This is a genomic window from Virgibacillus indicus (genome assembly GCF_002266285.1).
In the GTDB taxonomy this organism is placed as follows: domain Bacteria; phylum Bacillota; class Bacilli; order Bacillales; family Amphibacillaceae; genus Virgibacillus_K; species Virgibacillus_K indicus.
The window spans coordinates 1-23530 of sequence record NZ_NPMS01000017.1 but is presented as its reverse complement, the minus strand read 5'-3'; the positions used below and the strand labels follow the sequence as shown (position 1 = coordinate 23530).

The 23530-nt window shown below is 35.5% G+C and carries 28 protein-coding genes and 1 pseudogene; 27 read left to right on the top strand and 2 right to left on the bottom strand.

All coding sequences use genetic code 11. The features are described from left to right. Positions 1-10 precede the first annotated feature (10 nt). The 18 genes and pseudogenes from CIL03_RS19025 to CIL03_RS18945 all read left to right on the top strand — a co-directional run bounded on the left by CIL03_RS19025 (position 11) and on the right by CIL03_RS18945 (position 14445). Positions 11-739, top strand: a complete 729-nt coding sequence (locus CIL03_RS19025; RefSeq protein WP_094887451.1) for an aspartate/glutamate racemase family protein — start codon at positions 11-13, stop codon at positions 737-739. Positions 740-1266: 527 nt separating this feature from the next. Further along, positions 1267-1377, top strand: a pseudogene (locus CIL03_RS19665) (DNA cytosine methyltransferase); the annotation flags it as partial. A 173-nt stretch (positions 1378-1550) separates the two neighbouring features. After that, positions 1551-2156, top strand: a complete 606-nt coding sequence (locus CIL03_RS19020; protein WP_094887450.1) for a TetR/AcrR family transcriptional regulator — start codon at positions 1551-1553, stop codon at positions 2154-2156. Positions 2157-2223: 67 nt separating this feature from the next. Next, a complete protein-coding gene (locus tag CIL03_RS19015) occupies positions 2224-2820 on the top strand; it encodes a GNAT family N-acetyltransferase (RefSeq protein WP_094887449.1) in 597 nt (198 codons plus the stop codon). Positions 2821-3073: 253 nt separating this feature from the next. Further along, positions 3074-3445, top strand: a complete 372-nt coding sequence (locus tag CIL03_RS19010; protein ID WP_240508161.1) for an ArsR/SmtB family transcription factor — start codon at positions 3074-3076, stop codon at positions 3443-3445. A 20-nt stretch (positions 3446-3465) separates the two neighbouring features. Then, a complete protein-coding gene (locus CIL03_RS19005; RefSeq protein ID WP_094887448.1) occupies positions 3466-3963 on the top strand; it encodes an SRPBCC family protein in 498 nt (165 codons plus the stop codon). Positions 3964-4004: 41 nt separating this feature from the next. Continuing rightward, on the top strand, positions 4005-4403 hold the full coding sequence (locus CIL03_RS19000; protein ID WP_094887447.1) for a VOC family protein: 399 nt from the start codon (positions 4005-4007) through the stop codon (positions 4401-4403). Between the two features lie 227 nt (positions 4404-4630). Next, complete coding sequence (locus tag CIL03_RS18995) at positions 4631-4948, top strand: PadR family transcriptional regulator (protein ID WP_094887446.1); 318 nt, start codon at positions 4631-4633, stop codon at positions 4946-4948. Then, positions 4935-5504: a DUF2812 domain-containing protein gene (locus CIL03_RS18990; protein WP_094887445.1), complete on the top strand. Its 570-nt coding sequence runs from the start codon at positions 4935-4937 to the stop codon at positions 5502-5504. Before CIL03_RS18995 ends, CIL03_RS18990 begins: the two co-directional genes overlap by 14 nt. Positions 5505-5913: 409 nt before the next feature. Next, on the top strand, positions 5914-6957 hold the full coding sequence (locus CIL03_RS18985; protein WP_094887444.1) for a serine hydrolase domain-containing protein: 1044 nt from the start codon (positions 5914-5916) through the stop codon (positions 6955-6957). A gap of 446 nt (positions 6958-7403) precedes the next feature. Beyond that, entirely contained in the window at positions 7404-8324 is a 921-nt protein-coding gene (locus tag CIL03_RS18980; RefSeq protein WP_094887443.1) for a sensor histidine kinase, read from the top strand. Then, positions 8314-9009, top strand: coding sequence for a response regulator transcription factor (locus tag CIL03_RS18975; RefSeq protein ID WP_094887442.1), 696 nt, complete (start codon positions 8314-8316; stop codon positions 9007-9009). Before CIL03_RS18980 ends, CIL03_RS18975 begins: the two co-directional genes overlap by 11 nt. Before the next feature lie 83 nt (positions 9010-9092). Continuing rightward, on the top strand, positions 9093-10019 hold the full coding sequence (locus CIL03_RS18970; RefSeq protein WP_094887441.1) for an ABC transporter ATP-binding protein: 927 nt from the start codon (positions 9093-9095) through the stop codon (positions 10017-10019). Continuing rightward, complete coding sequence (locus CIL03_RS18965; protein WP_165768009.1) at positions 10012-10773, top strand: ABC transporter permease; 762 nt, start codon at positions 10012-10014, stop codon at positions 10771-10773. The genes CIL03_RS18970 and CIL03_RS18965 overlap by 8 nt, the downstream gene beginning before the upstream one ends. Positions 10774-11122: 349 nt before the next feature. Beyond that, positions 11123-11557 (top strand): VOC family protein, encoded by a 435-nt coding sequence (locus CIL03_RS18960; protein ID WP_094887439.1) that lies wholly within the window; start codon positions 11123-11125, stop codon positions 11555-11557. After that, positions 11554-12336 carry a DNA alkylation repair protein gene (locus tag CIL03_RS18955; protein WP_094887438.1) on the top strand — a complete coding sequence of 261 codons (783 nt, stop codon included), beginning with the start codon at positions 11554-11556 and terminating at the stop codon, positions 12334-12336. The genes CIL03_RS18960 and CIL03_RS18955 overlap by 4 nt, the downstream gene beginning before the upstream one ends. Positions 12337-12350: 14 nt before the next feature. Beyond that, positions 12351-12935 (top strand): TetR/AcrR family transcriptional regulator, encoded by a 585-nt coding sequence (locus tag CIL03_RS18950; protein ID WP_094887437.1) that lies wholly within the window; start codon positions 12351-12353, stop codon positions 12933-12935. Positions 12936-13008: 73 nt separating this feature from the next. After that, the gene (locus tag CIL03_RS18945; RefSeq protein ID WP_094887436.1) at positions 13009-14445 is read left to right on the top strand and encodes a DHA2 family efflux MFS transporter permease subunit; all 1437 of its coding nucleotides are present in this window, start codon (positions 13009-13011) and stop codon (positions 14443-14445) included. A 116-nt stretch (positions 14446-14561) separates the two neighbouring features. Here the strand turns inward: CIL03_RS18945 and CIL03_RS18940 are convergent, their stop codons facing one another. Next, on the bottom strand, positions 14562-15341 hold the full coding sequence (locus CIL03_RS18940; RefSeq protein ID WP_240508158.1) for an ABC transporter substrate-binding protein: 780 nt from the start codon (positions 15339-15341) through the stop codon (positions 14562-14564). 200 nt (positions 15342-15541) lie between these two features. Between CIL03_RS18940 and CIL03_RS18935 the strand changes: the two genes are divergently transcribed. Genes CIL03_RS18935 through CIL03_RS18920 form a run of 4 tightly spaced genes read left to right on the top strand, consistent with a single transcriptional unit; the run spans position 15542 to position 19842 of the window. Beyond that, positions 15542-16189, top strand: a complete 648-nt coding sequence (locus tag CIL03_RS18935; RefSeq protein ID WP_094887435.1) for a hypothetical protein — start codon at positions 15542-15544, stop codon at positions 16187-16189. 1 nt (position 16190) lies between these two features. Beyond that, positions 16191-16904 (top strand): ABC transporter ATP-binding protein, encoded by a 714-nt coding sequence (locus CIL03_RS18930; RefSeq protein WP_094887434.1) that lies wholly within the window; start codon positions 16191-16193, stop codon positions 16902-16904. Then, positions 16873-19332 (top strand): FtsX-like permease family protein, encoded by a 2460-nt coding sequence (locus CIL03_RS18925; protein WP_165768008.1) that lies wholly within the window; start codon positions 16873-16875, stop codon positions 19330-19332. The genes CIL03_RS18930 and CIL03_RS18925 overlap by 32 nt, the downstream gene beginning before the upstream one ends. Before the next feature lie 12 nt (positions 19333-19344). After that, complete coding sequence (locus CIL03_RS18920; protein ID WP_094887432.1) at positions 19345-19842, top strand: PadR family transcriptional regulator; 498 nt, start codon at positions 19345-19347, stop codon at positions 19840-19842. Positions 19843-19982: 140 nt separating this feature from the next. On the opposite strand, the gene CIL03_RS18915 is transcribed toward CIL03_RS18920, so the two are convergent. Then, positions 19983-20183 carry a DUF4177 domain-containing protein gene (locus tag CIL03_RS18915; protein WP_094887431.1) on the bottom strand — a complete coding sequence of 67 codons (201 nt, stop codon included), beginning with the start codon at positions 20181-20183 and terminating at the stop codon, positions 19983-19985. Positions 20184-20559: 376 nt separating this feature from the next. Here CIL03_RS18915 and CIL03_RS18910 point away from each other — a divergent pair, with 376 nt between their 5' ends. The 5 genes from CIL03_RS18910 to CIL03_RS18890 all read left to right on the top strand — a co-directional run bounded on the left by CIL03_RS18910 (position 20560) and on the right by CIL03_RS18890 (position 23341). Next, on the top strand, positions 20560-21225 hold the full coding sequence (locus CIL03_RS18910; RefSeq protein ID WP_094887430.1) for an MOSC domain-containing protein: 666 nt from the start codon (positions 20560-20562) through the stop codon (positions 21223-21225). A 245-nt stretch (positions 21226-21470) separates the two neighbouring features. Further along, positions 21471-21662 (top strand): PspC domain-containing protein, encoded by a 192-nt coding sequence (locus tag CIL03_RS18905; RefSeq protein WP_094887429.1) that lies wholly within the window; start codon positions 21471-21473, stop codon positions 21660-21662. 211 nt (positions 21663-21873) lie between these two features. Beyond that, complete coding sequence (locus CIL03_RS18900; RefSeq protein ID WP_094887428.1) at positions 21874-22266, top strand: VOC family protein; 393 nt, start codon at positions 21874-21876, stop codon at positions 22264-22266. Between the two features lie 207 nt (positions 22267-22473). Next, on the top strand, positions 22474-22656 hold the full coding sequence (locus tag CIL03_RS18895; RefSeq protein WP_094887427.1) for a hypothetical protein: 183 nt from the start codon (positions 22474-22476) through the stop codon (positions 22654-22656). A gap of 175 nt (positions 22657-22831) precedes the next feature. After that, positions 22832-23341 (top strand): DUF4825 domain-containing protein, encoded by a 510-nt coding sequence (locus CIL03_RS18890; protein WP_094887426.1) that lies wholly within the window; start codon positions 22832-22834, stop codon positions 23339-23341. The last annotated feature ends 189 nt before the right edge of the window (positions 23342-23530 follow it).

The following is a 23530-nucleotide window of genomic DNA, read 5'->3' as shown; positions in this document are numbered from 1 at the left end:
CGGTGTAATAATGAAAAATAAACGACTTGCCATTATAGGTGGAATGGGACCTTTAGCAACAAAGGTTTTTTATGAAAAAACAATAAAAAATACAGTTGCTTCTAAAGATCAGGAACATATCGATATGATTATTCTGAATCACGCCACAATACCAGATAGAACAGAAGCAATACTTGAAGGAAGAGAATCTCACTTCTTGGAAACGATTAAAAAGGATTTTGAATTGCTAGAGAAAACAGATGTTAGTAATATTGCAATACCTTGTAATACATCCCATTATTTTTATAAACAAATGCAGGAAATAACTACAATAAATATAATTAATATGATAGAGAAAACTGCAAATCATATTTATTATCAATATGGTAAAGGTAGTAAAGTAGCTATCTTAGCAACAGATGGGACGATATCTACTGGAATCTACAAAAATGAATGCTTGATTCATCAACTTATTCCATATCACCCAGATGAATTGAATCAAAAAAATATAATGGAAATCATTTACAATATTAAAGCCGATGTGGATTATAAACCAGAAGAATTGGAGGATATCATCACTCATCTAGTAACAAAGGAACATTGCTCTTGTGTCATATTAGGATGTACGGAATTATCATCTGTAAAATTAAAAAAAGAGATAAAACAATATTGTGTTGATCCTTTAGAAATACTTGTTGATGTATCAATAAAATTATCTGGAAAAGAATCTAAGCTTAATATACGTGAATCTGTTTTATAATTACTTTTTTATCGAATTTATGCAATGGGGAAACAATCTGTACAATTACAGAGTGGTAAGGTGGGATCATTCACCTATCGGGTGCACTAACGAAATGTAGGTGTCGTTTAGCTGATGCTTATCTCTTGTTATAGAGTCTAATAAAATAAGTAAAAAAATAAATATAAGGGGAAGAGAAAAATAAACAGGAATCTGAAATTAGCAATTTTATTTATTTTATTAGGTACTTCTTTTATAGCTAGCGGTTTCGCATTAAAAGAATATGTCGTATATTTACCAAGAGCCATATCTGAAGAATGAAGTCGAAGTAATAATTAAGTAGAAAAACCGGTAAGAATCAGTAATTCAGCATGGTTAGGAGAGTGACAAAAACGAACTGCTTCTTTTTTTATGTTCTTTTTATCTATAACAATTTCAAGGCCAGATCAAATGGGTTGATGTCGAGTAAGTCTGAGGTTCGTTGTGATATTCGCTACAACCCATAGAATAAGTGGAATTTTAACTTTTCTAGGATGGTGGTATGTATTATGTTGAATACAATTGAATTATTTGCGGGTGTTGGTGGTTTTCGTGTGGGACTTGAGAAAGCTGGTGGCTTTCAAGTAGTTTGGGGGAACCAGTGGGAACTGGCCAAGAAAAAATAGGATGCTTTTGATGGCGGTCTGAAACAAGATACAAATATGAGTTTTTTATATTTTAATAAGGCTGCTGTCATGAAAAAGGACTTGAATTTAACTTTATCTTGTTTTACAATTAATAAAACGGACGGTCAGTTTATGATTAGCGGTTATCAAGTAAAGGAGAAAAGTTTATGGCTCGACCAAAAGGTCAAGGTGAAAAAACGAAGGAACTTATTGCTAAAAAGGCAAAGATTATTTTTGAGCAAAAAGGTTATGCTGGAACTTCAATGGAAGATATTCGTGAGTTTAGTGAGATAAGCAAAGGCAGCATTTATTATCACTTTAAAAACAAAGAAGAGTTGTTCTTATATACAGTAGGAAAATCTTCAGAGGTTTGGAGAAAAGAGTGGGAAGAACATGCGAAAAAGGTTGAAACATCAACAGAGAAACTTTACCTGCTTGCAAAATACTATGCTTCGGATATGCAAAAAACTTTATCACATACTGTTCCAGAATATATGGCCACTGAAAATATAGACAAGATGATGCAAAATAAGATATTTGATTTGATAAAACCGGAGTATGAAGTTTTCTACCAAATAATAAATGAGGGAATAAGTTGGAAAGAATTTAAAAGTGATCAATCACCTGATGATTTAGCTTATATTTTATACAGCACGCTCACAGGGTTAAGTATTACACAATTTGTTGGTTATAATGATAAACAATTTCTCATGCTTTATCAGAGTGCAATAGATATTTTCCTAAAAGGAATATTAAAAAATAGTACCCCTTAAAATAGAAGGGGTTTTAAAATAAATATTAATAAACCGGACGGTCAGTTAACTAATGGGAGGGAATTAAATGAAAAGCAATAATATTAAAGTTACATCAATGAGAGAGAGTAAAAGAGATGTATCCAGGGAGCTTGCAGCTGTTTTTGTTGATGGATATCAGAAAGATTTGGCGTTTCTTTCAAGCGATCGAGATAAGCTAATTGATGCATTTGAGAAGATGGTCTGCCCAGATGTTTTTTACTTTGCTACTCTAGATGGAGAAATCGTTGGAATTCTTGCTTGTTCTAATAACCAAAAACGAGCAGTGACAATTGATAAAACTATATTAAGAAACTCATTTGGTCATGTTAAAGGGCGTATCGCGTATCATTTTATGAAAAATGAGTTTAATAAAAAGTTGTCCTACCCAGATGACACCGGTTATATCGAATGTGTTGCCACCACAGGAAAAGCGAGAGGTAAAGGAGTTTCAACCGCTCTGATGAGTTATGTATTAGAGAATGAGGATTATCATCGTTATATTTTAGAAGTCGTGGATACAAATGAAATTGCCTTACGATTATATAAAAAATTAGGTTTTACAGAAATGGAGAGAAAAAAGGAGAGCTTTTCAAAGACGAAGGGCTTTAAGTATAGAATCTATATGGAATTAAATGTATCCTAAGTAAACAGGAAAGAATTAATATAGCTTCATACAAAAATGCTAGTTCAACTATAGGAACTATAGGCTAGATAGTGGAACAAGGAGTTGTCGATATGGCGGCTCCTATTGTCTTAAATATCAGGATAATTAAAGAGTGTTGATTAATTTGTTTTCAACAATCGGGCCATATTATGGAAGATCTAAAATTACACTTCATTAGTAAATAGGAAATAAGAGAAATTGAAATGTTTTATATTTAACCAAATGGTTGAATATGAAAAATATATCTGATATATTTAACTACATGGTTAACCATAATAATGATAATTTAAATTACATTTTTCATGCTTTAGCTGATTCAACAAGAAGAGAAATGGTTCATATGATGGCGCAAAAAGAAAGGACAGTTTCTGAATTAGCAGAGCCTTTTGATATGTCGCTTGCTGGGATTTCAAAGCATATTAAGGTTCTTGAGAGAGCAAATTTAGTAGAAAGGAGCGTAAATGGGAGAACTCACATATGTCACTTAAATACTGAATCATTATCTCAAGCTACTGAATGGCTGCGTTTTTATGAGAAATTCTGGAGCAATCGTTTTGACCTTCTGGAAAGTGAGTTAATGAAAGCGAAGAAGAAAGAACACTAAAACATCGGAAGGGGAATTTTATGAACAACATCTCAACTACAACATTAACAATGAAAAGAGAATTTAATGTAAAACCTGAAAGGGTCTTTGACGCATGGTTGAATCCTGTAATGATGAAAAAGTGGTTTTTTACATTAGAAGGGACGAATAAGGTCGCAAAGAATGACCCCAAAGCAGGAGGTACTTGGGAAATCGTGGACCATAGAGATGGAAAGGATTATCGAGCAGTAGGAGAGTACCTTGAAATTGATCCTCCCAAAAAATTGGTATTTACTTTTAAAATGCCTCAATTTAGTGAGTTAGAAGATACAATAACTGTTGAGTTAAAAGAAATTTCTGCAGGCTGTGAAATGACTTTTACCCAGCTTATACACGTTGCCCCAGAAGAAAACTGGACAAAGGCAGATATGGAAAAAGCTCTAGGAGAGTATCATGATGGATCTGAACATGGCTGGAACTTAATGTTTATGGGACTTAAAGAACTAGTTGAAACTGGATCTATCAGCTATAAAGGCTGATCATCTGCAAGAATTATATATACTATTGAAAGGTGGATAAAATGTCAAAAGTTACACCATTTTTAATGTTTCAAGAGGGAAATGCAGAGGAAGCGATGAATTATTACACATCGTTAATTGAGGATTCAGAAATTAAAAGTATCGTTCGTTATGGAGCTAATGAAGCTGGGGAAGAAGGAACTGTGATGGAAGCAGTTTTTGCATTAAAAGGGCAGGAATTTATGTGTATTGATAGTAATATAAAACATGAGTTTTCTTTCACACCTTCATTTTCAATCTATGTCATTTGCGATACAGAAGAGGAAATTGAAAATCTTTATCAAAAATTGATTGATGGTGGAGGAGCCCTTATGCCTATTGGCGATTATGGTTTCAGTAAGAAATTTGGCTGGCTGGTTGATCGTTTTGGGGTATCTTGGCAGCTTAATTTACCAAAATAATATAGAAGTTCTTTCATTATCCGTTACTTTAAATAAAATGAACACAAAAAGTCAATTTCCCAACGTAAAGGAAATCGACTTTTTTAGATTAAATTTTTGCCTAATTATAAAGGTTTTACTTTAAGTTCCTTCGATAAATTTTAAAAATGCTGTTGACTATTCAGTTGAACTGTATTACATTATTATTAAGTCAAACTATATAGTTAAACTGAATAGAGGGTAAGAATATGAAACATAAATTATTGCCGTTGTCTGAAACCATGCATTATATTTTATTAGCTCTACGTGAGCCACTCCATGGCTATGCCGTAATGCAGAAGATAGAAAAAATAAGTAATGGTACCGTTATTTTAGCGGCTGGTACATTATACGGTGCGATTGAAAACTTGAATAAACATGGTTGGATTGAATCTGTTGGAAATTCAGGTCGGAGAAAAATTTATATGATAACTGTGGAAGGAAGCGCCATTTTGAAAATGGAACAAGAAAGGCTATTGCATATTTTATCCTTGTACGGAAGGGATGAATCAAATGAAGATGTTTAACATGTTTTTTGATATTAAAAAAGAAGAACAATGGCTGAACGAGCAACTGCAAAAGGGCTATCGCTGTACAAATATTAGTGGATTGGGGATATACACTTTCGAAAAAACGGACAATAGATATGTTATGCGACTTGATTATCAAGATTATTTACCAAAGAAAAAGTTCAAAGAATACAAAGCGATTTATGATGATTTTGGTTGGGTCCATATAGTGGGGTACCGGCTGGGTGGAAAACAGTATTGGCAAAAAGAAGAAGATAATCAAAATGAAATCTTCTCGGATCGCCAATCAAAGGGTAATTATTATAAAAGATTAATGGGTTATTCATTTTGGTTGGGTATGCTGTGTTTGTTTTTTTCTTATTCGATTTACAAGGATTCGGGATTATATTTAACTGAAGGTCTTTGGAGTATGAAAGGTTCATTGTTTTGGAAGGCACTTTTATTTGAAACGCCATTTGTCCTTTTGAGGTCTCTTCCCGTACTTATGGTTGTTTTCTTTGGCAGCAGTTTTTATAGAGCTTATCGAAAGTATTCAATGTTAAAAGAAAAATAATATGCTAGGGATTAAAGTATGAACCTTTTTAATCCAAAGAAGTAAATGAGGATAATGTATCTACCACGATAGGGCGCTTTTCTAGAATAAGAAGGCGTCTTTTTGATATGCCCTACACATTAAGGGAATAGATTTTATAAAGCAAAAGTGTTTTGAAGCTTTTCACTTAAGCTATTGGGTGCAAGAGAAAAAAAGACAATCCAAACTTGATTGTCTTTTTTATTCTAATAATATTGGAAATATTATGTTAATATTAAATAAAAGACTGTTGAGCTATCTGGCAATTAGTTGAAGATTGTAGTTTAATTTTTGTTCAACAATCGGGCCGGATTGTCGAACACAGGGCCGGATAATAGAATAATTCCAACTGCCAAAATTTTAATGTAATGAAAAAGATAGGGGGATATATATGGAGAATCAAAAACAAAAAATCAAAAAAGTCTTCGAAAAATTTACGAAAAACAAACAAATACATGAATCTGTGCTACTTATAGAAAACTCTGGCGGAGACTTTTCATATCATCTTGAGTACGGAGGTAAGAAGACAGATACCCCCATCCTAACAGCAAGTATTACAAAGCTGTTTACAAGCACTTGTATTCTTATTTTGAGAGAGCAAGAAAAACTATCACTAGACGACAAAATAGCGAAATATTTTGAAGAAGATACATTGAGTAGCCTTCATATATACAAGGGGCGAGAGTATTCCATGGATCTTACACTCTCAAATTTATTATTTCATACAAGTGGATTGACTGATGCCATAGAGGAAGGCAGTAATAAGGCAAAAAAACGTGCTATCTATAAGGATAGGCAAATGAGTTTTGATGAAACCATAACGAAAACGAAACAATTGAAACCACACTTTGAACCGGATATGGGAAAAAGAGCCCATTATGCAAATGTAAACTTTGATATACTTGGAAAAGTAATTGAAATAGTTACTAATTCAACATTAGAAGATGTTTATAAGCAATTTATTTTCGACCCTTTAGGACTCAAAAATACATACCTTCCGATAGATGAAGATGATTTTGTTCCCAATGTTTATTATAAGGACACTTCCTTTTATATTCCGAAAACGATTAGAAGTATTCGCGCCAGTGGCGGTTGTATTTCTACGGCTCGTGAATTAATGATATTTATCAAGGCTTTTTTTGGAGGAAGGTTGTTTAATAAAACTATTTTTCATGAACTGGGAGTCAATAACAAATTGCAGGCCGCCATGTCCCCCATTCATTACGGTGCCGGATATATGAAAATTCCATTGGGTGGTCTTGTGACATTATTTATGGGAAAAGGTGAATTATTGGGTCATTCAGGCTCAACGGGTTCATTTGCGTTTTATTATCCTGCATCGGATTTGTTTTTTGTGGGAGATGTCAATCAAATGGCAAATCCTGCACTTCCTGTACGATTAGTGATGCGACTCGCTATGTCTATAAGATCTTGAGACTCCCACCCATAAATTGGGCAAGCTGACTAACGTCAGTGGGATTCTTGAGTGACTAAACGTTCGCAGTCCATTTCTGTTTTGAACAGTCCTCAAGGTCGGGGTATCCCATTACCCCTCCATAGGCAGTGCATATAGCACCTATGGCTACACCACTATTACCATAGTGTACAGATGGTTTCGTTCGATGTGTTTTAGCGTCTTGTTCTTGACGACACATATCGTTTTACAGATAGCATGAATTGAGCTATCTAACCTTATATGATTTCCAATTAAGGTAGCTAAAAGTCTTCCTCTTGTCTGACCTCACTATGATCCCACATCTAAAGAAGTGGGCTTTCTCGTTCGGAAATTCTGTAAGATAAATATAATGATAAGATCTAGATAAACTGAATCTAACAATCTACAATTTATAAAAACTGTTCTTTTTGAGGAGGAGCTAATACATGCTAATCATCGTCATCCTGTTAATTTTGCTACTCATTCTTCAAACTATCTACCTGCTTTATTATAAAAGTCAGATAAAGGATATTGGGAATCAATTATCCTTTATTTCGAAACATAATTCTTTCAAATTTATTCAAACACAAATCAAGCCAAGAGAAATTTCAAGTTTGATTGATCGGTGCAACACAATCCTCCGTAAACAAAGAGAACTGAACCAGGAATTTATTCATAAAAGTGAAGAAATTAACACGACAATTGTCAGTCTGTCCCACGACATCCGAACACCAATCACCTCACTGGATGGCTATCTTCAATTAGCAAAACGTGCAGAAGAAACAAAAGAGAAATCAAAATATATTGAACTTGCAGAAACTCGCATAAAACAGATTAATACGCTTGTTGATGAACTGTTTTTATATACAAAGCTGCAAAATCTTAGCTTTACACTAGAACTGGAACCTATAAAGATGACAAATATGCTAAAAAAGTGTCTTTTTACTTTTATTGATGATTTTACAAAGAATGAAAGTGAGCCAATTCTTAAACTTTTAGAATCTGCATCAGAGATTAAAGGAAATGAAAATGCACTGGAAAGAATATTTGAGAACATAATAAAAAATTATATTGTTCACGGAAAAGGAGATTTGAATATACGTGAAGAAGAGAAAGAAGACGAGGTTTTCATTCATTTCACGAATTTAATCAAGCATGAGCAGTCATTAGATTTTGATAAGATATTTACTCGATTTTATAAAGAAGATGTTTCGCGGACAAAGCATTCAACAGGACTTGGGCTTTCTATTGTGAAATCATTGATGGAGAAAATGAACGGCTCTGTACAGGCTGATTTAATAGATAACCATTTTTGTATAACACTGACCTTTACGAAAATAAAAAAGGGGAATTATGATGTTGAATGAGATACAGCAATCCAGAATTTTGATTATTGAGGACGATGAACATATCAATCAAATTGTTTGTGACATGTTAAGAAAAGAAAATTTTCAATGTACGCAAGCCTATTCTGGCAGCGAAGGAATGATGAATGCAGAGCGGAATAAGTATGCACTTATCATTCTAGATCTCATGCTTCCAGGTTTATCAGGCGAAAAATTCATGGAACGATTAAGAAATATTTTAAATTGCACAACACCTGTCATTGTATTGTCTGCAAAGGAGAAACTCGATCAGAAATTAAATTTATTCGATTTAGGAGCAGATGATTATCTTACAAAGCCATTTGAATTAGAAGAATTACTTGCAAGAGTCTATGTACATATTAAAAGAAATTCCAAAAGTGAGTCAGTCTCTTCTTATAAGCATAAAGATTTAATTCTAGAGACGAATACGATGCGCGTGATGGTGAAGGGGCATGCACTGAACCTTACGAGACAGGAATATAAAATTATCGAACTTCTCTTGAAAAATCCCACCAGAGTATTTACAAAGCAAGATTTATATGTGCTTGCATGGGATGATATCTATATAGGAGAAGATAAAACGATTACGGTCCATATTAGTAATATTCGTCATAAAATTAAAGCACATACAGATGACCCCTATATTGAGACCGTCTGGGGAATTGGTTTCAAACTTAGTAATTGAACTTTCTTTGAACTTTTTTTACATATTCTTGGCGCTGTCTTTATTCTTTCTCTTTAACCTTATATACAAGAGGAGGGGTCCGTATGTCAGAAGCAATTATTGAAGTGAACCAGTTAACCAAACAGTTTAAATCAAATCGTGCAGTTTACAATGCAGACTTCAAGATTTCCAAAGGTGAAATCTTCGGTTTGATTGGAAAAAACGGTGCAGGAAAGTCTACACTGCTAAAAATGATTGGTGGATTAATCCATCCTTCAAAAGGTGAAATTCATTTATTTGATCATACAGTAAAAGGAAATCATACGTATTTTGAACGGATGGGATTGCTGATTGAAAATCCGGGGTTTTTCCCCAATTATTCAGCTTATAAAAATCTGGAATTAATTGCGATTTCCTATGGATTAAAGAATAGAAAAAAGCATATTTTTGAACTTCTTGAACTTGTTGGCTTAGATAAATTAAACAAATCCAAGGTCAAGAACTATTCCATGGGGATGAAGCAAAGACTTGGAATTGCCGCTGCACTGCTGGGCAGTCCTGATGTTTTGATTTTGGATGAACCGATTAATGGTTTGGATCCACAAGGAATCTCCGAAATCAGAAAATTAATTCTGAAATTAAATATAGCTGGAATGACGATCTTAATTTCTAGCCATATCCTAGAAGAGTTATCGAAAGTAGCGACCAAGTACGCCATTATTCATGAAGGAGAAATTCTTGAAATTATATCCACGGAAGAATTACTACTGCAATGTGAGGAACGGGTTGAACTAGAAGTAGATGAAGCAAATATAATCATTCCGTTACTGGAAAATGATCTGAACATTAACAACTATAAAGTATTAACCAATCAGATGATTCACATCTATGATACACATGTGGAAAATAAGCAAATTATCAATGTACTAGTTGAAAATAAAATGGCTGTTCATTCCATAACAAAGTATAAACAGAGTCTCGAGCAATACTTTTTACAGAGGACAGGAAGGGAAGGTGAATCCTTTGATTAACCTTCTTAAAATGGAGTTTAACCGCTTTTTTACGAATAATATGATGTATATTCTTCTTGTTATTTTTATGGCTTTTCAAGTGTTTGGTATTTTTATGATTAAACAATATGAACAGCCTGATCAAGAAGGAATATTACTCAGTACGATGAATGAAAGTCAATTTATTCAAGCGATGCTTTCACAAACCCCGTCCTGGGTAATGATGTATATTATGGTTTTCAGTGTTTATTTCTATATGAGTGAATACAATGCTGGTTTTTATAAAAATTATATTTCTATGAAAAATGCACGCATATATTCCGTGATATCAAAAATTCTCATACTCGGATTATTCACATTGCTTATGTTTATAGTCATGCTCGTTTCAGATTTAATTGGCAGGGCAATATTCTTTGAGAATGCGGCAATTGGTGATTTACAATATTTTTTCAAATTATTGGTTGGCCAGTTTTTACTTCACTGGGCATTCGCAATCGTTATTCTATGTATCACGATGCTGCTTAAAAATATGATTGCCAGTATCATCATTGGTCTTGTTCTCGTGTTGAATGTTTTTGGCGTGGCGGTAAGTCTATTGGAGTCCCTGGTTTGGGATTTAAATCTGTCTTCTTATTTGCTGATCAACACGATTGTTAGTGTAATGGATTTTAATGAACTGCAAACTGTTATTCACGTAGTTATTGCAGCACTGGCGTTCATGATGTTATTTTCCTTTGTTGCTGTTCGGTATAAGCTGAATGAGGATTTACGATAATGTGAACGGCTTGGTAATTTCGAGGATAACCCTTCATTACTTGGGACTATTTGGGATTTAATTCAATCTATTTTGTAACAGATAAAACTCTTTTTTTGCTTATCTAAACATATTAAGCTAAAGGGTTGTGCAAGATTTCAATAAGGCGATCATCTAATTGATCGTCTTTTGCTTCCCGAATACCAATTATATTTTTGGAATAGGATTTTTTGATATGAGATGTTAATTAACGACGTAGTTTTGCAAAAGATAGAATCAATATTGAGCTATTTTAAGAAATGATAATCATTTACATACATACAGTTTGTATGTTATGATAAACCAAAATTTATGACAAGGAGTGAAGAAATTGAGGCTTAACAGTTTTTACCCGGTACTGATGACAAAGAATGTAAAAGAAACAAGTGCTTTTTATCAACAGTATTTTGGATTTTCTGTTGTTTTCGAAGCAGGTTGGTACATGAGTTTAAAGCAAGAAACGACTGGTGATGAATTGGCAATCCTTCAGGCAGCTCATGAAACAGTGCCCTCTGCTTTTGGAAAGTCTGTCCAGGGATTGATTCTTAATTTTGAAGTAGATAATGTAGATGAAATGTATCAGCATTTGATTAAAGAAAAGAAGCTGCCTTTACATCTCGATTTACGTGATGAAGCATTTGGCCAGAGGCATTTTATTACTAGCGATCCAAATGGGGTATTGATTGATATCATTATGGTTATTCCACCTGATAAGTCCTTTTTGGAACATTATAAATTAGAAACAGAAGAACAGGTGTCACAATGAGCAAGTATATACCTTTAAAATATTACTTTGACAGAGAATTGGCCCTTCGGCTGGCCGATTTAACCCAGTCGCAGTATCCTAGTTTCGCCAAGAAGTCTTTTGTAGATTCTGTAGCTTTAGAAGTAGAAAATAAAGAATTAAAAGCACGCGTTGAGGTAATATCAGACAAATTAAAAGAACATCTTCCAGCTGACTATGAAGAATCCATAGCCATCTTATTAAAAATTTTAGGTCCAGAAAATAAAACAGAAGAAGGTATGTTTACCAAAGGTTATTTTTTAATGCCAGTCGCCTGCTTTGTTGAAAAGTATGGACTGGATCACTTTGATTTATCTTTAAAAGCAATATATGAAATTACAAAACGGCATACTTCAGAATATGCTATCCGACCCTATCTAATTGCGGATATTGATAGATGTATTGCTTATTTTCAGTATTGGATAAGAGACCCTAATTCACATGTAAGACGATTAGTAAGTGAAGGAACCCGGCCACGACTGCCATGGGCTAAAAAGATTCCTCCATTAAAGGAAAATGTACAAAATAATTTACATTTACTAGGGAAATTAACTTGTGACAGTTCTCATTACGTTCAAAAATCTGTAGCTAATCATATTAACGATTTAACAAAGGAAAATCCCGAAGCAGTCCTCAAATGGGTACAGGAGTATATGTCAGATAATGCTGAAATAAATCCTAAAATCATTAAAAATGGATTAAGAAATCTGATAAAATTAAAGAATGAACATGCATTAGAGCTATTGCATCACGTAGAGTAAGGAGTGCAGAAGGCATGAAGAAAAACAAAGCAGAAACAGAGCGAACGATACAAAGCTTAATAGAAATTGCACGTCAGCATTTTACTGAGTATGGATATGCAAACATTGCCTTAGAAAGGGTTGTCAAAGAAGCCGGTTTAACGAGGGGAGCTTTATATCATCATTTTAAAAATAAAAAAGGACTTTTTCTCGCTGTATTTGAAGCGGTTCAAAAAGAGGTTGGGGAGTATGTAGAAGCAGCTGCAGCAATAAGTGATAATGACTGGCAGCAATTAATCAACGGGTGTCAAGCTTTTTTGGAAAGTGCAGTAGAATCGCATAATCAACGTATCCTTTTGATTGATGGACCAGCCGTATTAGGATGGGAGACCTTTAGAAAAATGGACGAAAAATATTCTATGAATGCATTGAAGGAACAATTACAGTTAATGCAGGAGAAGGATCTAATAAAGCCTGTTTCTGTAGAAGCCATGACGCATTGTCTTTCAGGAGCAATGAATGAAGCGGTATTATGGATTGCTGATTCCCTTCATCAGAAGGACGTAATAGATGAAGCGATGGTTGTTCTGCGGAACTTGTTAGAGGGGTTGAGAAAGTAAGTAAATCTGAATAAATGGAACTTGAAAGGGAAATACGATAATAAGATTGTTAGCTTACTAGAGAGGTCAACTTATGCAAAATACAAATTTTAACAGAAAAACGATTGTTACGCTGCTGCTTGCAGGATCGTTTATTGCGATATTGAATCAAACATTAATGATTACAGCAATCCCACCGATTATGGAAGAGATGGGGATTACAGCAAATACCGGTCAGTGGCTGACGACGGTATTTATGCTTGTCAGTGGTATTATGATCCCTGTCACTGCATTCTTGTTAGAACGATTTTCAACCAGGCAGCTGTTTATAACAGCGATGAGTGTTTTTTCTATTGGTACACTTGTTGCTGGGGTTGCGCCTGATTTCCCGATTCTGTTAGTCGGGCGGGTAATCCAGTCGGTTGGTGCAGGTGTTATGCTGCCATTGATGCAGACAGTATTTTTAATGATTTTCCCAGTTCATAAACGGGGAGCAGCGATGGGTTTAATTGGTCTGGTAATCTCGTTTGCTCCGGCCATTGGACCAGCTCTATCCGGTTGGGTGACAGAGCATTATTCCTGGAGGACACTGTTTTATATTATCCTGCCAATTGCCATTATTGATATAGTTATCGCCTTTTTCGCATTGAAAAATGTTACAGAATTAACGAAGCCAAAGTTGGATATTCTATCGGTTATTTTATCTTCGTTTGGGTTTGGCGGACTGCTTTATGGGTTTACGTCAGCTGGAAATAACGGTTGGTTAGCTGGTATTACTCTCCTGTCCCTGACTATTGGAGCAGTAACGTTATTGTTGTTTATCCTGAGACAGTTAAAACTCAAGCATCCAATGCTGGAGTTCAGGGTATTTACTTATTCCATTTTTCCAATGGCAGTTGCTATTGGGATGATTACGTTTATGGGTTTAATTGGTGTAGAAACACTGATTCCATTGTACATGCAGAACATGCGTGAATTTACTGCCTTTGAAGCAGGACTCGCACTGCTGCCAGGTGCATTGATCACAGGATTTATGTCTCCAATTACGGGCAGGATATTTGACCGATTTGGAGCGAGAAAACTAGTGATGGTTGGGTTAACCATCATTACCGTTTCGTCCTTTGCTTTTATACGATTGGATACCTCCACATCGTTAGCTTATTTGACAATTATGTATAGCATCAGAATGTTTGGCTTATCCATGGTGATGATGCCGATTGCTACAGCTGGACTGAATCAATTGCCAAAACGGTTAATTCCACACGGAACAGCAATGGATAATACAATGAGACAAATTGCAGCTTCGGTAGGAACAGCGATCCTCGTCACAGTCATGACAACATCCGAGGAATCTGCTGCAAACAGGGAAATTGCCAATCCGGATATTTACGGCGCGAATGTGGCATTTATTGTTGTTGCTGCACTTTCACTTGCTGGATTAATTATTTCCTATTTTGTGAAAGACAATAGATTATCAGAGGAAGAAGTTGAAAGAAGAGATCGAGAGAGAATGAGGGAAAAGGGTTATTAGAATGTGGAAGTGTGGGGACGGCTCTCCCGAAACAGTGGTTAAAGAGGGCTATGAGTGCCTCCGGAAGCAGGGGAGAGGTCCCCAAGAGCAGATCTATAAACTAGATACTGCCTTTTTTAACCTAAAACCTTTCTAAAATACCTCGCTGCTTCCACCATTCTTGGCCCATACCAAAACATTTCGCCATCAATACTCATCACAGTGGCATTGGGCAAAGCGTTAGAAAATTCTTTGATATGCTCTTCTTTAAATGGAAACGGTTCGGTTGCCAGAAAAACATAATCCAATTCTGCCTGCTTGAAATTTTCTTCGGTAACAACAGGATACCTTCCTTCGTAGTGGGAAAAGACATTGACAAAGCCCATTGTTTCGAATAGTGAGTGAATGTACGTATGATTGCCAGCTGCCATGTATGGATTTTTCCAGATGACGTAAGCGATTCTTTTTCCTGGATTCACCGGGAGTGATTGGAAGCCTTTCTGGATAGTCGCTGCTAGTTTTTCTGCCTCAGCTTGGCGATCCGTTACTGCCCCAACGTCTGAAATCATACGGTAGGCTTCCGGAACGGATTGGACTTCTGCAACAAAAACTGGAAATTCCTTTTCTAAAGTTTCAACAATTTCTTTTGTGTTTTCTTCTTTTTCTGCAAATATAAGATCCGGTTTTAATGCCTGGATTTTATCAAGCATAATTCTCTTCGTTCCTCCAACAGTTTCTGCCTGCTGGACAGCCTCTTTCGGATGAATGCAGTAGCGGGTTCTCCCAACAACTTCTTCTTCCAAATTTAGTGAATAAAGGGTATCGGTAATCCCTGGTGCTAATGAAGTGATCCGTTTTGGCGGGGATGAAAATTCAATTGTACGCCCGAGATGATCTGTTACTTTCTTTTGAATCATATAAGAACCTCCTGACTTACGGAATATTATAACATGATAGTAATTGAAATAATTAGAAAAGAGCTGAATGTCCCTTGTTAGGGGCATTTTATTTTTTGACTGAATCTGAGCGAATAACAGAAATTTAGTATTGACTTATATACTGAGTAACTATATACTCGGTAAGTAGTTACTCAGTATATAAAAAGGTGGAAGTACGTATGGATTTTATTTTGGAATACCAGTGGGAATTATTTATTTCAGCAGAAGTAGTATCATTGGCTTCAATTTTGTTATTTGGTGTTGTTCGTTATGTGTTTAATAAACAAAAGCTAAGCTTAGCCTTTTTACTTTTATTTATTTTACTGCTGTTTCTGGAAGCCGCTTTGGCCATTTTCATTTATAGAGAGACAGGGGAAATTTCTACATTCCAAATCATCATTACGGTATTTGTGATTTATGCCTGTACATTTGGGATCAGTGATTTCAGGAAGCTTGATCGATGGATGCGTTTTAAAATAGGCAATTGGCGAGGTACAGAACTGCTGACGGATAAAGATAAATACGTGATGAAGAAACAAAAGGATCCGAAGTATATTGCTAAGAAATATCGCTGGAGCTCCATTATCCATTTCCTGATTTTTAGTATTGCCCAATCAATTTTTTGGACATATAGCCTGGATAGCATGGAAGAAGCATTGCCTTATTTAACAGATTTATCGTGGATAGGTACGGAAAATCCAGAAGAAACACCATATTCGAATGAAACGATATATGGGATTTCCATGGTTTGGGGATTAGTATTTATTGTTGATTTTATTTATTCATGGTCATATACCATTTTTCCATCAAAACAAAGAGGTGAATAGGATGATAAATGTTTCTGAATTAAAGAAGGAATATAAAACAGGCAAAGAAACTGTACCTGTTTTAAAGGGAGTGGATTTTTCGGTAAAGGAAGGGGAATTTGTATGTATTATTGGTCCGAGTGGTTCAGGTAAAACAACCCTGCTCCATTTACTCGGCGGTCTGGATACACCTTCATCTGGCTCTATTCAATTAGATGGCACGGATATTACGTCAAAATCAGAAAAGATGCGCACATTAATCCGTCGAAAAGACATCGGTCTAATCTTTCAGAACTATCAATTATTGCCAACGCTGACAATCTACGAAAATATCGTATTTCCATTGCATGCAGATGGCAAAAAGGCACCATCTGGAAAAGTTGAGGAATTACTGGAGGCTGTTGATTTAGCAGGCTATGAGAAACGATTTCCCAATGAACTAAGTGGGGGACAGCAGCAGCGGGTAGCAATTGCAAGAGCATTAATTCACGAGCCTTCCATTTTATTGGCGGATGAGCCAACTGGGAACCTGGATAGACAGCGTTCCAGTGATATTCTTGATTTACTGGCAACGTTTCACCAGGAACGGAAACAAACGATTGTCATGGTGACACATGATATGTTTGCAGCAGGCTATGCTGATCGGATTGTGTTATTTAAGGATGGTGTGATTGAAGCGGAAGTGACAAGGGAGGATGAGGATTATGCTAAGTTCCTTTCGCGTTTCATGGCGTAATATCACACGGCATAAGAAGCGATTTTTATTTACGCTGATTGCAATTGTTTTGGGTGTTTCTGTCATGACCGGTATGCTCATTGCTAAATCAACCTTTGCCAATATTATGGATGAACAGGAACGCATAGCTGCTGGGAATGCGGACTTTAGAATTCAGGGAACGAAAGCGTTTTTTTCTTCGAATGAACTGGAGGGTTTACTTGATCAGGATCAGGTGAAAGAAGGGCTAGCAACCTTAACAAAGCAAGGGCTTGCTGATATTGAAACAGACTCCCCAGAGCAGGCAACAGTGAAATTCACAGGTTTATCGGATTTTCAAAATGGCATGATCGAACTGCCTGTGAAAGAGGGAGATGTGACGGAAGAGGGATTAATCATAACGGAAAATGCAGCAGCTCTCTGGGGAAAAGAAGTTGGGGATCTGGTATCTTTTCAGAATATGGGTTCCTTGAAAATTACGGCTATTGTAAATGAAGGAGGAATCTTAAATAGTCCCAAGACAATGGAAGCAGCGCAATTTCGGGATTTTGAGGCAATCGTTCCATTGGATATTCTCCAGGAATGGTCGGGAATGAATCGTCAAATTACGGAGTATCGCTTTCAGGCTGAAGAGGGACTTGACCAACAGGCACTCTTGACTGATTACCAAAATGCTCTGGCAGGCACTGACTTATTTGTGCAGCCAATTGTGGCTGATACGAAAGCATATAATGATGTTGAGGGGATGTATTTTGTATTTGACTTAATAGCAATACTGTCTATCTTTATTAGTGCTTTTATCGCATTCAATATGATCAACACAAGTATATTAGAACGCAATAATGAGATTGCAATCATGAAGAGCTTAGGCTATACAGGGAGGAATGTGATTCAGCTTATTTTCAAGGAAATCTTATTTTTAGCCAGTATAGGTACAGTGCTTGGTTTAGGAATCGGGGTTTGGCTTGGAATTGTGGTTCAGGATGTTTTAATTTCAGCAATTGTAACCCAAAATATAACGTATCAAGTTGAAATCTTGATGCCTGTTATCATTTCAGCTGCAGTTGGGATTGTATTTCCTTTTCTTGCAGCGGCAATGCCTTTATACAAGGCTGGAAAAACACCGATATTAGAAGCAATGTCAGGCCATAGCAGGGAAATCACGCTTGCAAATAAATTTAATTTGGTAAGAGTGATTCTGGGTGTTGCTTGTACAGCGGTTGGATTAATTGATAATGTGTGGGCATTTTTATTTTTATTCATCGGACTTGTTCTGTTGTTCCCACTCTGGATGAAGTTAATTCAACTAGTCACCGGGCCGATGCTACGCGTGTTGTTCGGTTTCTTAGGCAAACAAGCAGCCAGGTCTCTAAAGCAGTTTGAAAAACGAAATGCGAATACAGCTGCAATGCTGGCTATTGGAGTCAGTTTGGCTTTATTTATGAGTGCGGCGTTAGAAACTTTGCCTGAGGGAATGGAAAAAGATATTCGTGCGACCTTTGGCGGGGATATTATTGCAGAGAAAGAAACCGCCTGGGAGGATAGTGAAATAGATGCTATCAGGAATATGGAAGGTATAGAATCGGCAGATGCTTATGCAGAAGTACCGAATGTTACATGGTATTCTCCATCCGGTGAGCTTCGGGAATTCTCCATTTTATCTTTTGAGGATAGCAGTATGTTTGAATTAATAGAGGTTACAGATCAGACAAGTGACAGTCCTCCAATTTATATCGGTGATCGTGCATTAGCTGAAATGGGTGCAGCAGTTGGTGATGTTTTTACATTCCACACGCCAGCCGGTGAGACGGACTTTTTTATAAAGGGAGTTGTCCAAACCGCTCATTATTCAGGCTATGCTGGATTTGCAGAGGATGCGATTGTCAGGGAATCATTGAACTGGCCATTGAACTATCATGTGGCCATTGATGTGGCTGATGAGGAGAGCGTCCCAATGGCGTTAGCTGGTCTTAGGGTGAATTACGGGGAATCTATTGAAACTATAGATTTGATGGAATTAAATATTGAACAAGCAAAAAGTGGGCTATCCGGTATGAACGATTTGATGGTAGGTTTGCTAATATTAGTAATTGCGATTTCAGCAATAGGAATCAGCAATACGTTATTCATGAATACGCTGGAGCGTACGAAAGAACTTGGGACAATGAGAGCACTTGGTTTTACAAAGTCACAAGTGAGAATTATGATTATAGCAGAAGGTTTGCTTATCGGTATTACTGGTGTCATAGCAGGGACGCTGTATGGGATATTGGTAATCTATTTAAATTCTGTATCTGATCAAGCACCAGCATTTCTTGATTTTTCGATTCCGAGGTCCAGTTTAGTCATAGCTGTTGCAGGAGGAATTGTGTTTACACTTCTTGCTTCATGGATTCCAAGTCATTCAGCATCACAAATATCAATTAAAGAAGCGATAAATTATGAATAAGTGGGGATCAGCATGTCAGTAAAACATTCACTACTCGCCCTATTGTATGAAAAATCAAGACACGGCTATGAATTAAAAACTGGATTCGAGGAAATGGTGCAGGGAATGTGGCCATTAAATGCGGGACAGGTGTATACGACACTGGACCGATTAGAAAGGGATTCTCTCGTAGAAACACCTGGCCATGATAAGAAGGACCGGAAGCTCTATACAATTACAACTGCCGGGAAAGAGGAGCTCTGGACCTGGCTGGAGGATCCTGTTGGCAGATCTTTATTTAAGGATGAATTTTATTTTAAGTTCCTCTGTGCCAATCAGGTATCCTATGAAAACAGACAAAGCATGATCAGAAATCAAAAGGAAACGATGATAAAGGATGTTCTGCATCTTACACATTTGAAGAAACAAATGATGGGTTCAGGAAATGAAACAATGAAGCTGCTGATTGAGGGGGCATTGCTTCATTTGGAAGCAGATATTAAATGGCTGGATATGATTGCAGATTCGTAGGGGAGAGCAAGTCCCCCGGCTGTGGCTTTGAAATAATGTTAATTTGTGAAAAAGTGTCAGTCCCCCACTACGCTAATACTTTAGTATAGTGGGGGACTGACACCTGCGCACTTTCTGAATAATCATGCTTTAAGTGTAAATTATGCTCTTTTTTCTCGTTCAAAGATAATTTCAAAGTATCCTGCTGTTCCTGAACTACGGATACTGGGTGAAAATATTTGTACGAGTTTCCATCCTTTCTCAGCATGTTTATGAATAATATCCTGATAATCCTCAACTGGCTTTGAATTTGTCATTGATGGATTTGTTAATGAAATTCTTTCAAATTTATATTCGTACATGAAATCAACCTCCCGTTATTGTTAATTCTCTTTACGTAATTAATTCAAAAAGGTTTCATTAAGCTGTTATAAAGCCTTTGAGGAAGGTATTATAGATTTTGTAAAGTTACATGAAGCCGAGATTATGATTTAACTGGGATTAAGAATGAACTTAAAAAAGTAGTTTAATGTTGGAGTTTGTGAATAATTGTACTTGAACTGGTGCAAGAGTTAAATAGGGCAATCAGAATTTGATTGTCTTTTCTTTTTCTAATAATGTTAGGAATATTATGTTAATGTTTAATAAAAGACTGTTTCTTTCCTGCAGTTTAATACAACAACGAGATCGCCAAGGTGGTCTTTTAAAGATAATAAGAGAAAGTGGGTACGTATTGCAATGTCAAGTAGTAAAGCAATAGAATTAAATAATTTTTCAATTGGATTACCCAAAAAAATGATGTATGGAAATGGTAAGGAGATAAATACAGGGATTAGTAAACAAACAATTGAAGAGGCTTTTTTAACAAAAAACGGATTTCAGGGTGATGGGGTTGGAGACTTAAAGAATCACGGCGGTCTAGATCGGGCTGTTTGTATTTACCCGTATGAACATTATTTTCTGTGGGAAAAAGAACTTGGTAACCCTCTACCACCCCCAACTTTCGGTGAAAATTTAACAGTAACGAATATGTTGGAAAAAGATGTTTGTGTTGGAGATATTTTTCAACTTGGAGAATCTATTATACAGGTTACTCAAGGTAGAATCCCGTGTAGTACAATTACAAAGAGAACTAATCATCCATCTCTTCTAAAAAGGATGGTACAAACAGGTTTTACTGGTTATTTATGTCGTGTTTTAGAAGAAGGTATTGTACGAAAAGATTCTAAAACTATATTGTTGGAATCGCACCCTAATAAAGTATCGATTCTTTATGGAAATGAGATTTATTTTCATAAACAAAAAGATATTGAAGGAATAAAAAGATTATTAGCTGTTGAGGAATTGGCTGATGAGTGGAAAGAACCTCTGGTAAACAGGCTAAATAAACTTACCGCCCTTTAGTAATTTTTCTTTAAAAATCGTATTTAGATAAAGAATTTTAAATTGAGCGAATCCTTCTTAAACAAAATGGTGATTTAACGAAAGAAGGAGTTGTCATTTCGTCAACTACTATTGCTTGTTATGCTAAACTCAGAACAGTTTAACAAGTTATGTTTTTGATGCCAACCTTATATAAGGGGATAAAACGATTAAATACTTTTTTGTAAATAAAATATGACAATCAATGGGGATGATTAGATGAAAAAATTATATATAAATCCACGCAAGAAAAACAATTATCGGGTGTTTTAGGTGGATTAAGTGAAATGTACAAAATTGATGTTAGTTTACTTCGTATTCTTACTGTATTGTTGGGTTTTTTTACTGCTGGGATAGTATGGTTGATTTATATTATTGCGGCGATAGTTATGCCAACTGACAAGCAGTTACATAATTAAGGGTATTAAACTATCTGGTGCAAGCGTTCAATAAGGAGATCATTAAAGGACGGTCTTTTTCTTTTGTTATTAATTTCTGAAATTTGCAATTAGAATGGTAGACATTATGTTATTATTTGTTTATAAATACTGAATTAGATAGGTTTATGGGAGAAGCTGGTTTTAGCTAATATCATAGAATTAAATAAAAAGCAGATTGGGGGAAATTTACTTGATTTTTGAAATGACAACTCAAATTCGTGTAAAAGACATTAAAGAAGGACAAAGATGGTATCAAACTTTATTAAATAGGCAACCGGATTTTATACCCCACAAAGGTTTTGCTGAATGGGAAATTATCTCTGGTTGTTGGTTGCAAGTTGCTGAAGGTACACCATCTGAAGAAAGTGGTCCTATACGATTAGGTGTAAGAGATATAAAAGGTGAAAGGGAGAGACTTGTTAAAGAACTCAACATTGATGAATTTGAAATATATTCAAGAAGAGAAGTTCCAGTAAAGTGGGGTACATTTACAGACCCTTGGGGAAATCTTCTGGGCTTCTTCGAATATTTGGATAAAACAGAGGAAGAGGAACGTATCAAAACACTCGTAGTTAATAAGTAATAATATTAAATTATTATTGCGTTAACGGGTGCAAGAGTGAAACAAGACGGTCATTAACTTGATTGTCTTTTATTTTTGGTAAATCAATATAGAATATTATGCTAATATTGTATTGCGAAGATTTTTGGCTAAATCGCAGGATTGTTCAATATTTGAATGAATTTTTATAGTAGAAGAAACTCGAAAAAAATATTGGGGGAATTTTTAATGGAGGGTATCGGTCTATCTATTTTTATATATTTAGTTGGTTTATTTATACTGTATATCGTTATAGAAACAGCAGTCAAGAGAGGTATCAACAGTTCAATAATTGGTCGATATATTGAGGAAAAGTATGATATTAAAGAAGATAAAACATCTTTTTTAGATGATGATTTAGATAAAGATTAATAAATAGCTTCATAAACTAAATGGTACAAGGAGTCATCTAAATGATCGTCTTTGTTCAAGAAATGTTTTTCGAATATTATGGTATATAAAGATGGATCTATTTTACTATCTGGCAGCATGCTTTAAATAGGGTTTGTATATTAAAAAAATAAGACAGCAGAAAGGGTGACTATAAGTGAAGAAAGTTACAAAATATATTTTCTTTTCATTGTTAATTTTGTTGATCATAAATGGTTGTAGTTCGAATAACAATGAGAAAAATACAACAAATGAAGATATCTTTCAATACAAGGGTACTCTTACAGGTGATAATAGTGCAGTAACTAATATAATTGGACAGTTAAAACATAGTGAGAATTTTAATAAAGTCTCACTTCAAACAAACACGGAACCATATGGTATGACGTTAACGTACAATGAATTTGATGCGTCAATGATAGAAAAGGAATATAAAGAAACGGCAATTTACAATGCTACTTTCCTCTTCGCTTTAATTGATAATGCAGAGCGGATTACCTTTGTTTTCGCAAATGGTGAATATAAAATAACTAAAGAAGAATTACAAAATTGGTACGGTAAAAAGTTAAGTGAATTTACCAATGAAGTAGATATGAAAAGCCTTATTCAAGAACAATTGGAAGATGGAAATAAAGTTAATCAGTTAGTAAGCGAAATGGTGCGTTAGTTGAAGAAGTGTTGAAAATAAATATAAGAAACATCTCAGTTCATTAACTGAGATGTTTTTAATGTGTGCCAGGCATGCACACATTCTTTAGGGTTGAAGTCCCGAGCCACGAAGGCAGTAGTAGTGGTTAGCTTAAGACAAGGGTGTCTGGGGCGACCCAGAATCTGAAGGAAGTCGGCGGCAAATCTC

Excerpts from the sequence above, each read along its gene's own strand:
- CIL03_RS18915 (WP_094887431.1), bottom strand. The coding sequence starts at position 20,183 with ATGTACGAATATAAATTTGAAAGAATTTCATTAACAAATCCATCAATG.
- CIL03_RS18950 (WP_094887437.1), top strand. The coding sequence starts at position 12,351 with ATGAAGAAAAACAAAGCAGAAACAGAGCGAACGATACAAAGCTTAATA.
- CIL03_RS18990 (WP_094887445.1), top strand. The coding sequence starts at position 4,935 with ATGAAGATGTTTAACATGTTTTTTGATATTAAAAAAGAAGAACAATGG.
- CIL03_RS18895 (WP_094887427.1), top strand. The coding sequence starts at position 22,474 with ATGGAGGGTATCGGTCTATCTATTTTTATATATTTAGTTGGTTTATTT.
- CIL03_RS19010 (WP_240508161.1), top strand. The coding sequence starts at position 3,074 with ATGAAAAATATATCTGATATATTTAACTACATGGTTAACCATAATAAT.
- CIL03_RS18995 (WP_094887446.1), top strand. The coding sequence starts at position 4,631 with ATGAAACATAAATTATTGCCGTTGTCTGAAACCATGCATTATATTTTA.
- CIL03_RS18955 (WP_094887438.1), top strand. The coding sequence starts at position 11,554 with ATGAGCAAGTATATACCTTTAAAATATTACTTTGACAGAGAATTGGCC.
- CIL03_RS18920 (WP_094887432.1), top strand. The coding sequence starts at position 19,345 with ATGTCAGTAAAACATTCACTACTCGCCCTATTGTATGAAAAATCAAGA.
- CIL03_RS19015 (WP_094887449.1), top strand. The coding sequence starts at position 2,224 with ATGAAAAGCAATAATATTAAAGTTACATCAATGAGAGAGAGTAAAAGA.
- CIL03_RS19025 (WP_094887451.1), top strand. The coding sequence starts at position 11 with ATGAAAAATAAACGACTTGCCATTATAGGTGGAATGGGACCTTTAGCA.
- CIL03_RS18935 (WP_094887435.1), top strand. The coding sequence starts at position 15,542 with ATGGATTTTATTTTGGAATACCAGTGGGAATTATTTATTTCAGCAGAA.
- CIL03_RS18910 (WP_094887430.1), top strand. The coding sequence starts at position 20,560 with ATGTCAAGTAGTAAAGCAATAGAATTAAATAATTTTTCAATTGGATTA.
- CIL03_RS18980 (WP_094887443.1), top strand. The coding sequence starts at position 7,404 with ATGCTAATCATCGTCATCCTGTTAATTTTGCTACTCATTCTTCAAACT.
- CIL03_RS18985 (WP_094887444.1), top strand. The coding sequence starts at position 5,914 with ATGGAGAATCAAAAACAAAAAATCAAAAAAGTCTTCGAAAAATTTACG.
- CIL03_RS18940 (WP_240508158.1), bottom strand. The coding sequence starts at position 15,341 with ATGATTCAAAAGAAAGTAACAGATCATCTCGGGCGTACAATTGAATTT.
- CIL03_RS18975 (WP_094887442.1), top strand. The coding sequence starts at position 8,314 with ATGTTGAATGAGATACAGCAATCCAGAATTTTGATTATTGAGGACGAT.
- CIL03_RS18930 (WP_094887434.1), top strand. The coding sequence starts at position 16,191 with ATGATAAATGTTTCTGAATTAAAGAAGGAATATAAAACAGGCAAAGAA.
- CIL03_RS18970 (WP_094887441.1), top strand. The coding sequence starts at position 9,093 with ATGTCAGAAGCAATTATTGAAGTGAACCAGTTAACCAAACAGTTTAAA.
- CIL03_RS18945 (WP_094887436.1), top strand. The coding sequence starts at position 13,009 with ATGCAAAATACAAATTTTAACAGAAAAACGATTGTTACGCTGCTGCTT.
- CIL03_RS19000 (WP_094887447.1), top strand. The coding sequence starts at position 4,005 with ATGTCAAAAGTTACACCATTTTTAATGTTTCAAGAGGGAAATGCAGAG.
- CIL03_RS18925 (WP_165768008.1), top strand. The coding sequence starts at position 16,873 with ATGCTAAGTTCCTTTCGCGTTTCATGGCGTAATATCACACGGCATAAG.
- CIL03_RS19005 (WP_094887448.1), top strand. The coding sequence starts at position 3,466 with ATGAACAACATCTCAACTACAACATTAACAATGAAAAGAGAATTTAAT.
- CIL03_RS19020 (WP_094887450.1), top strand. The coding sequence starts at position 1,551 with ATGGCTCGACCAAAAGGTCAAGGTGAAAAAACGAAGGAACTTATTGCT.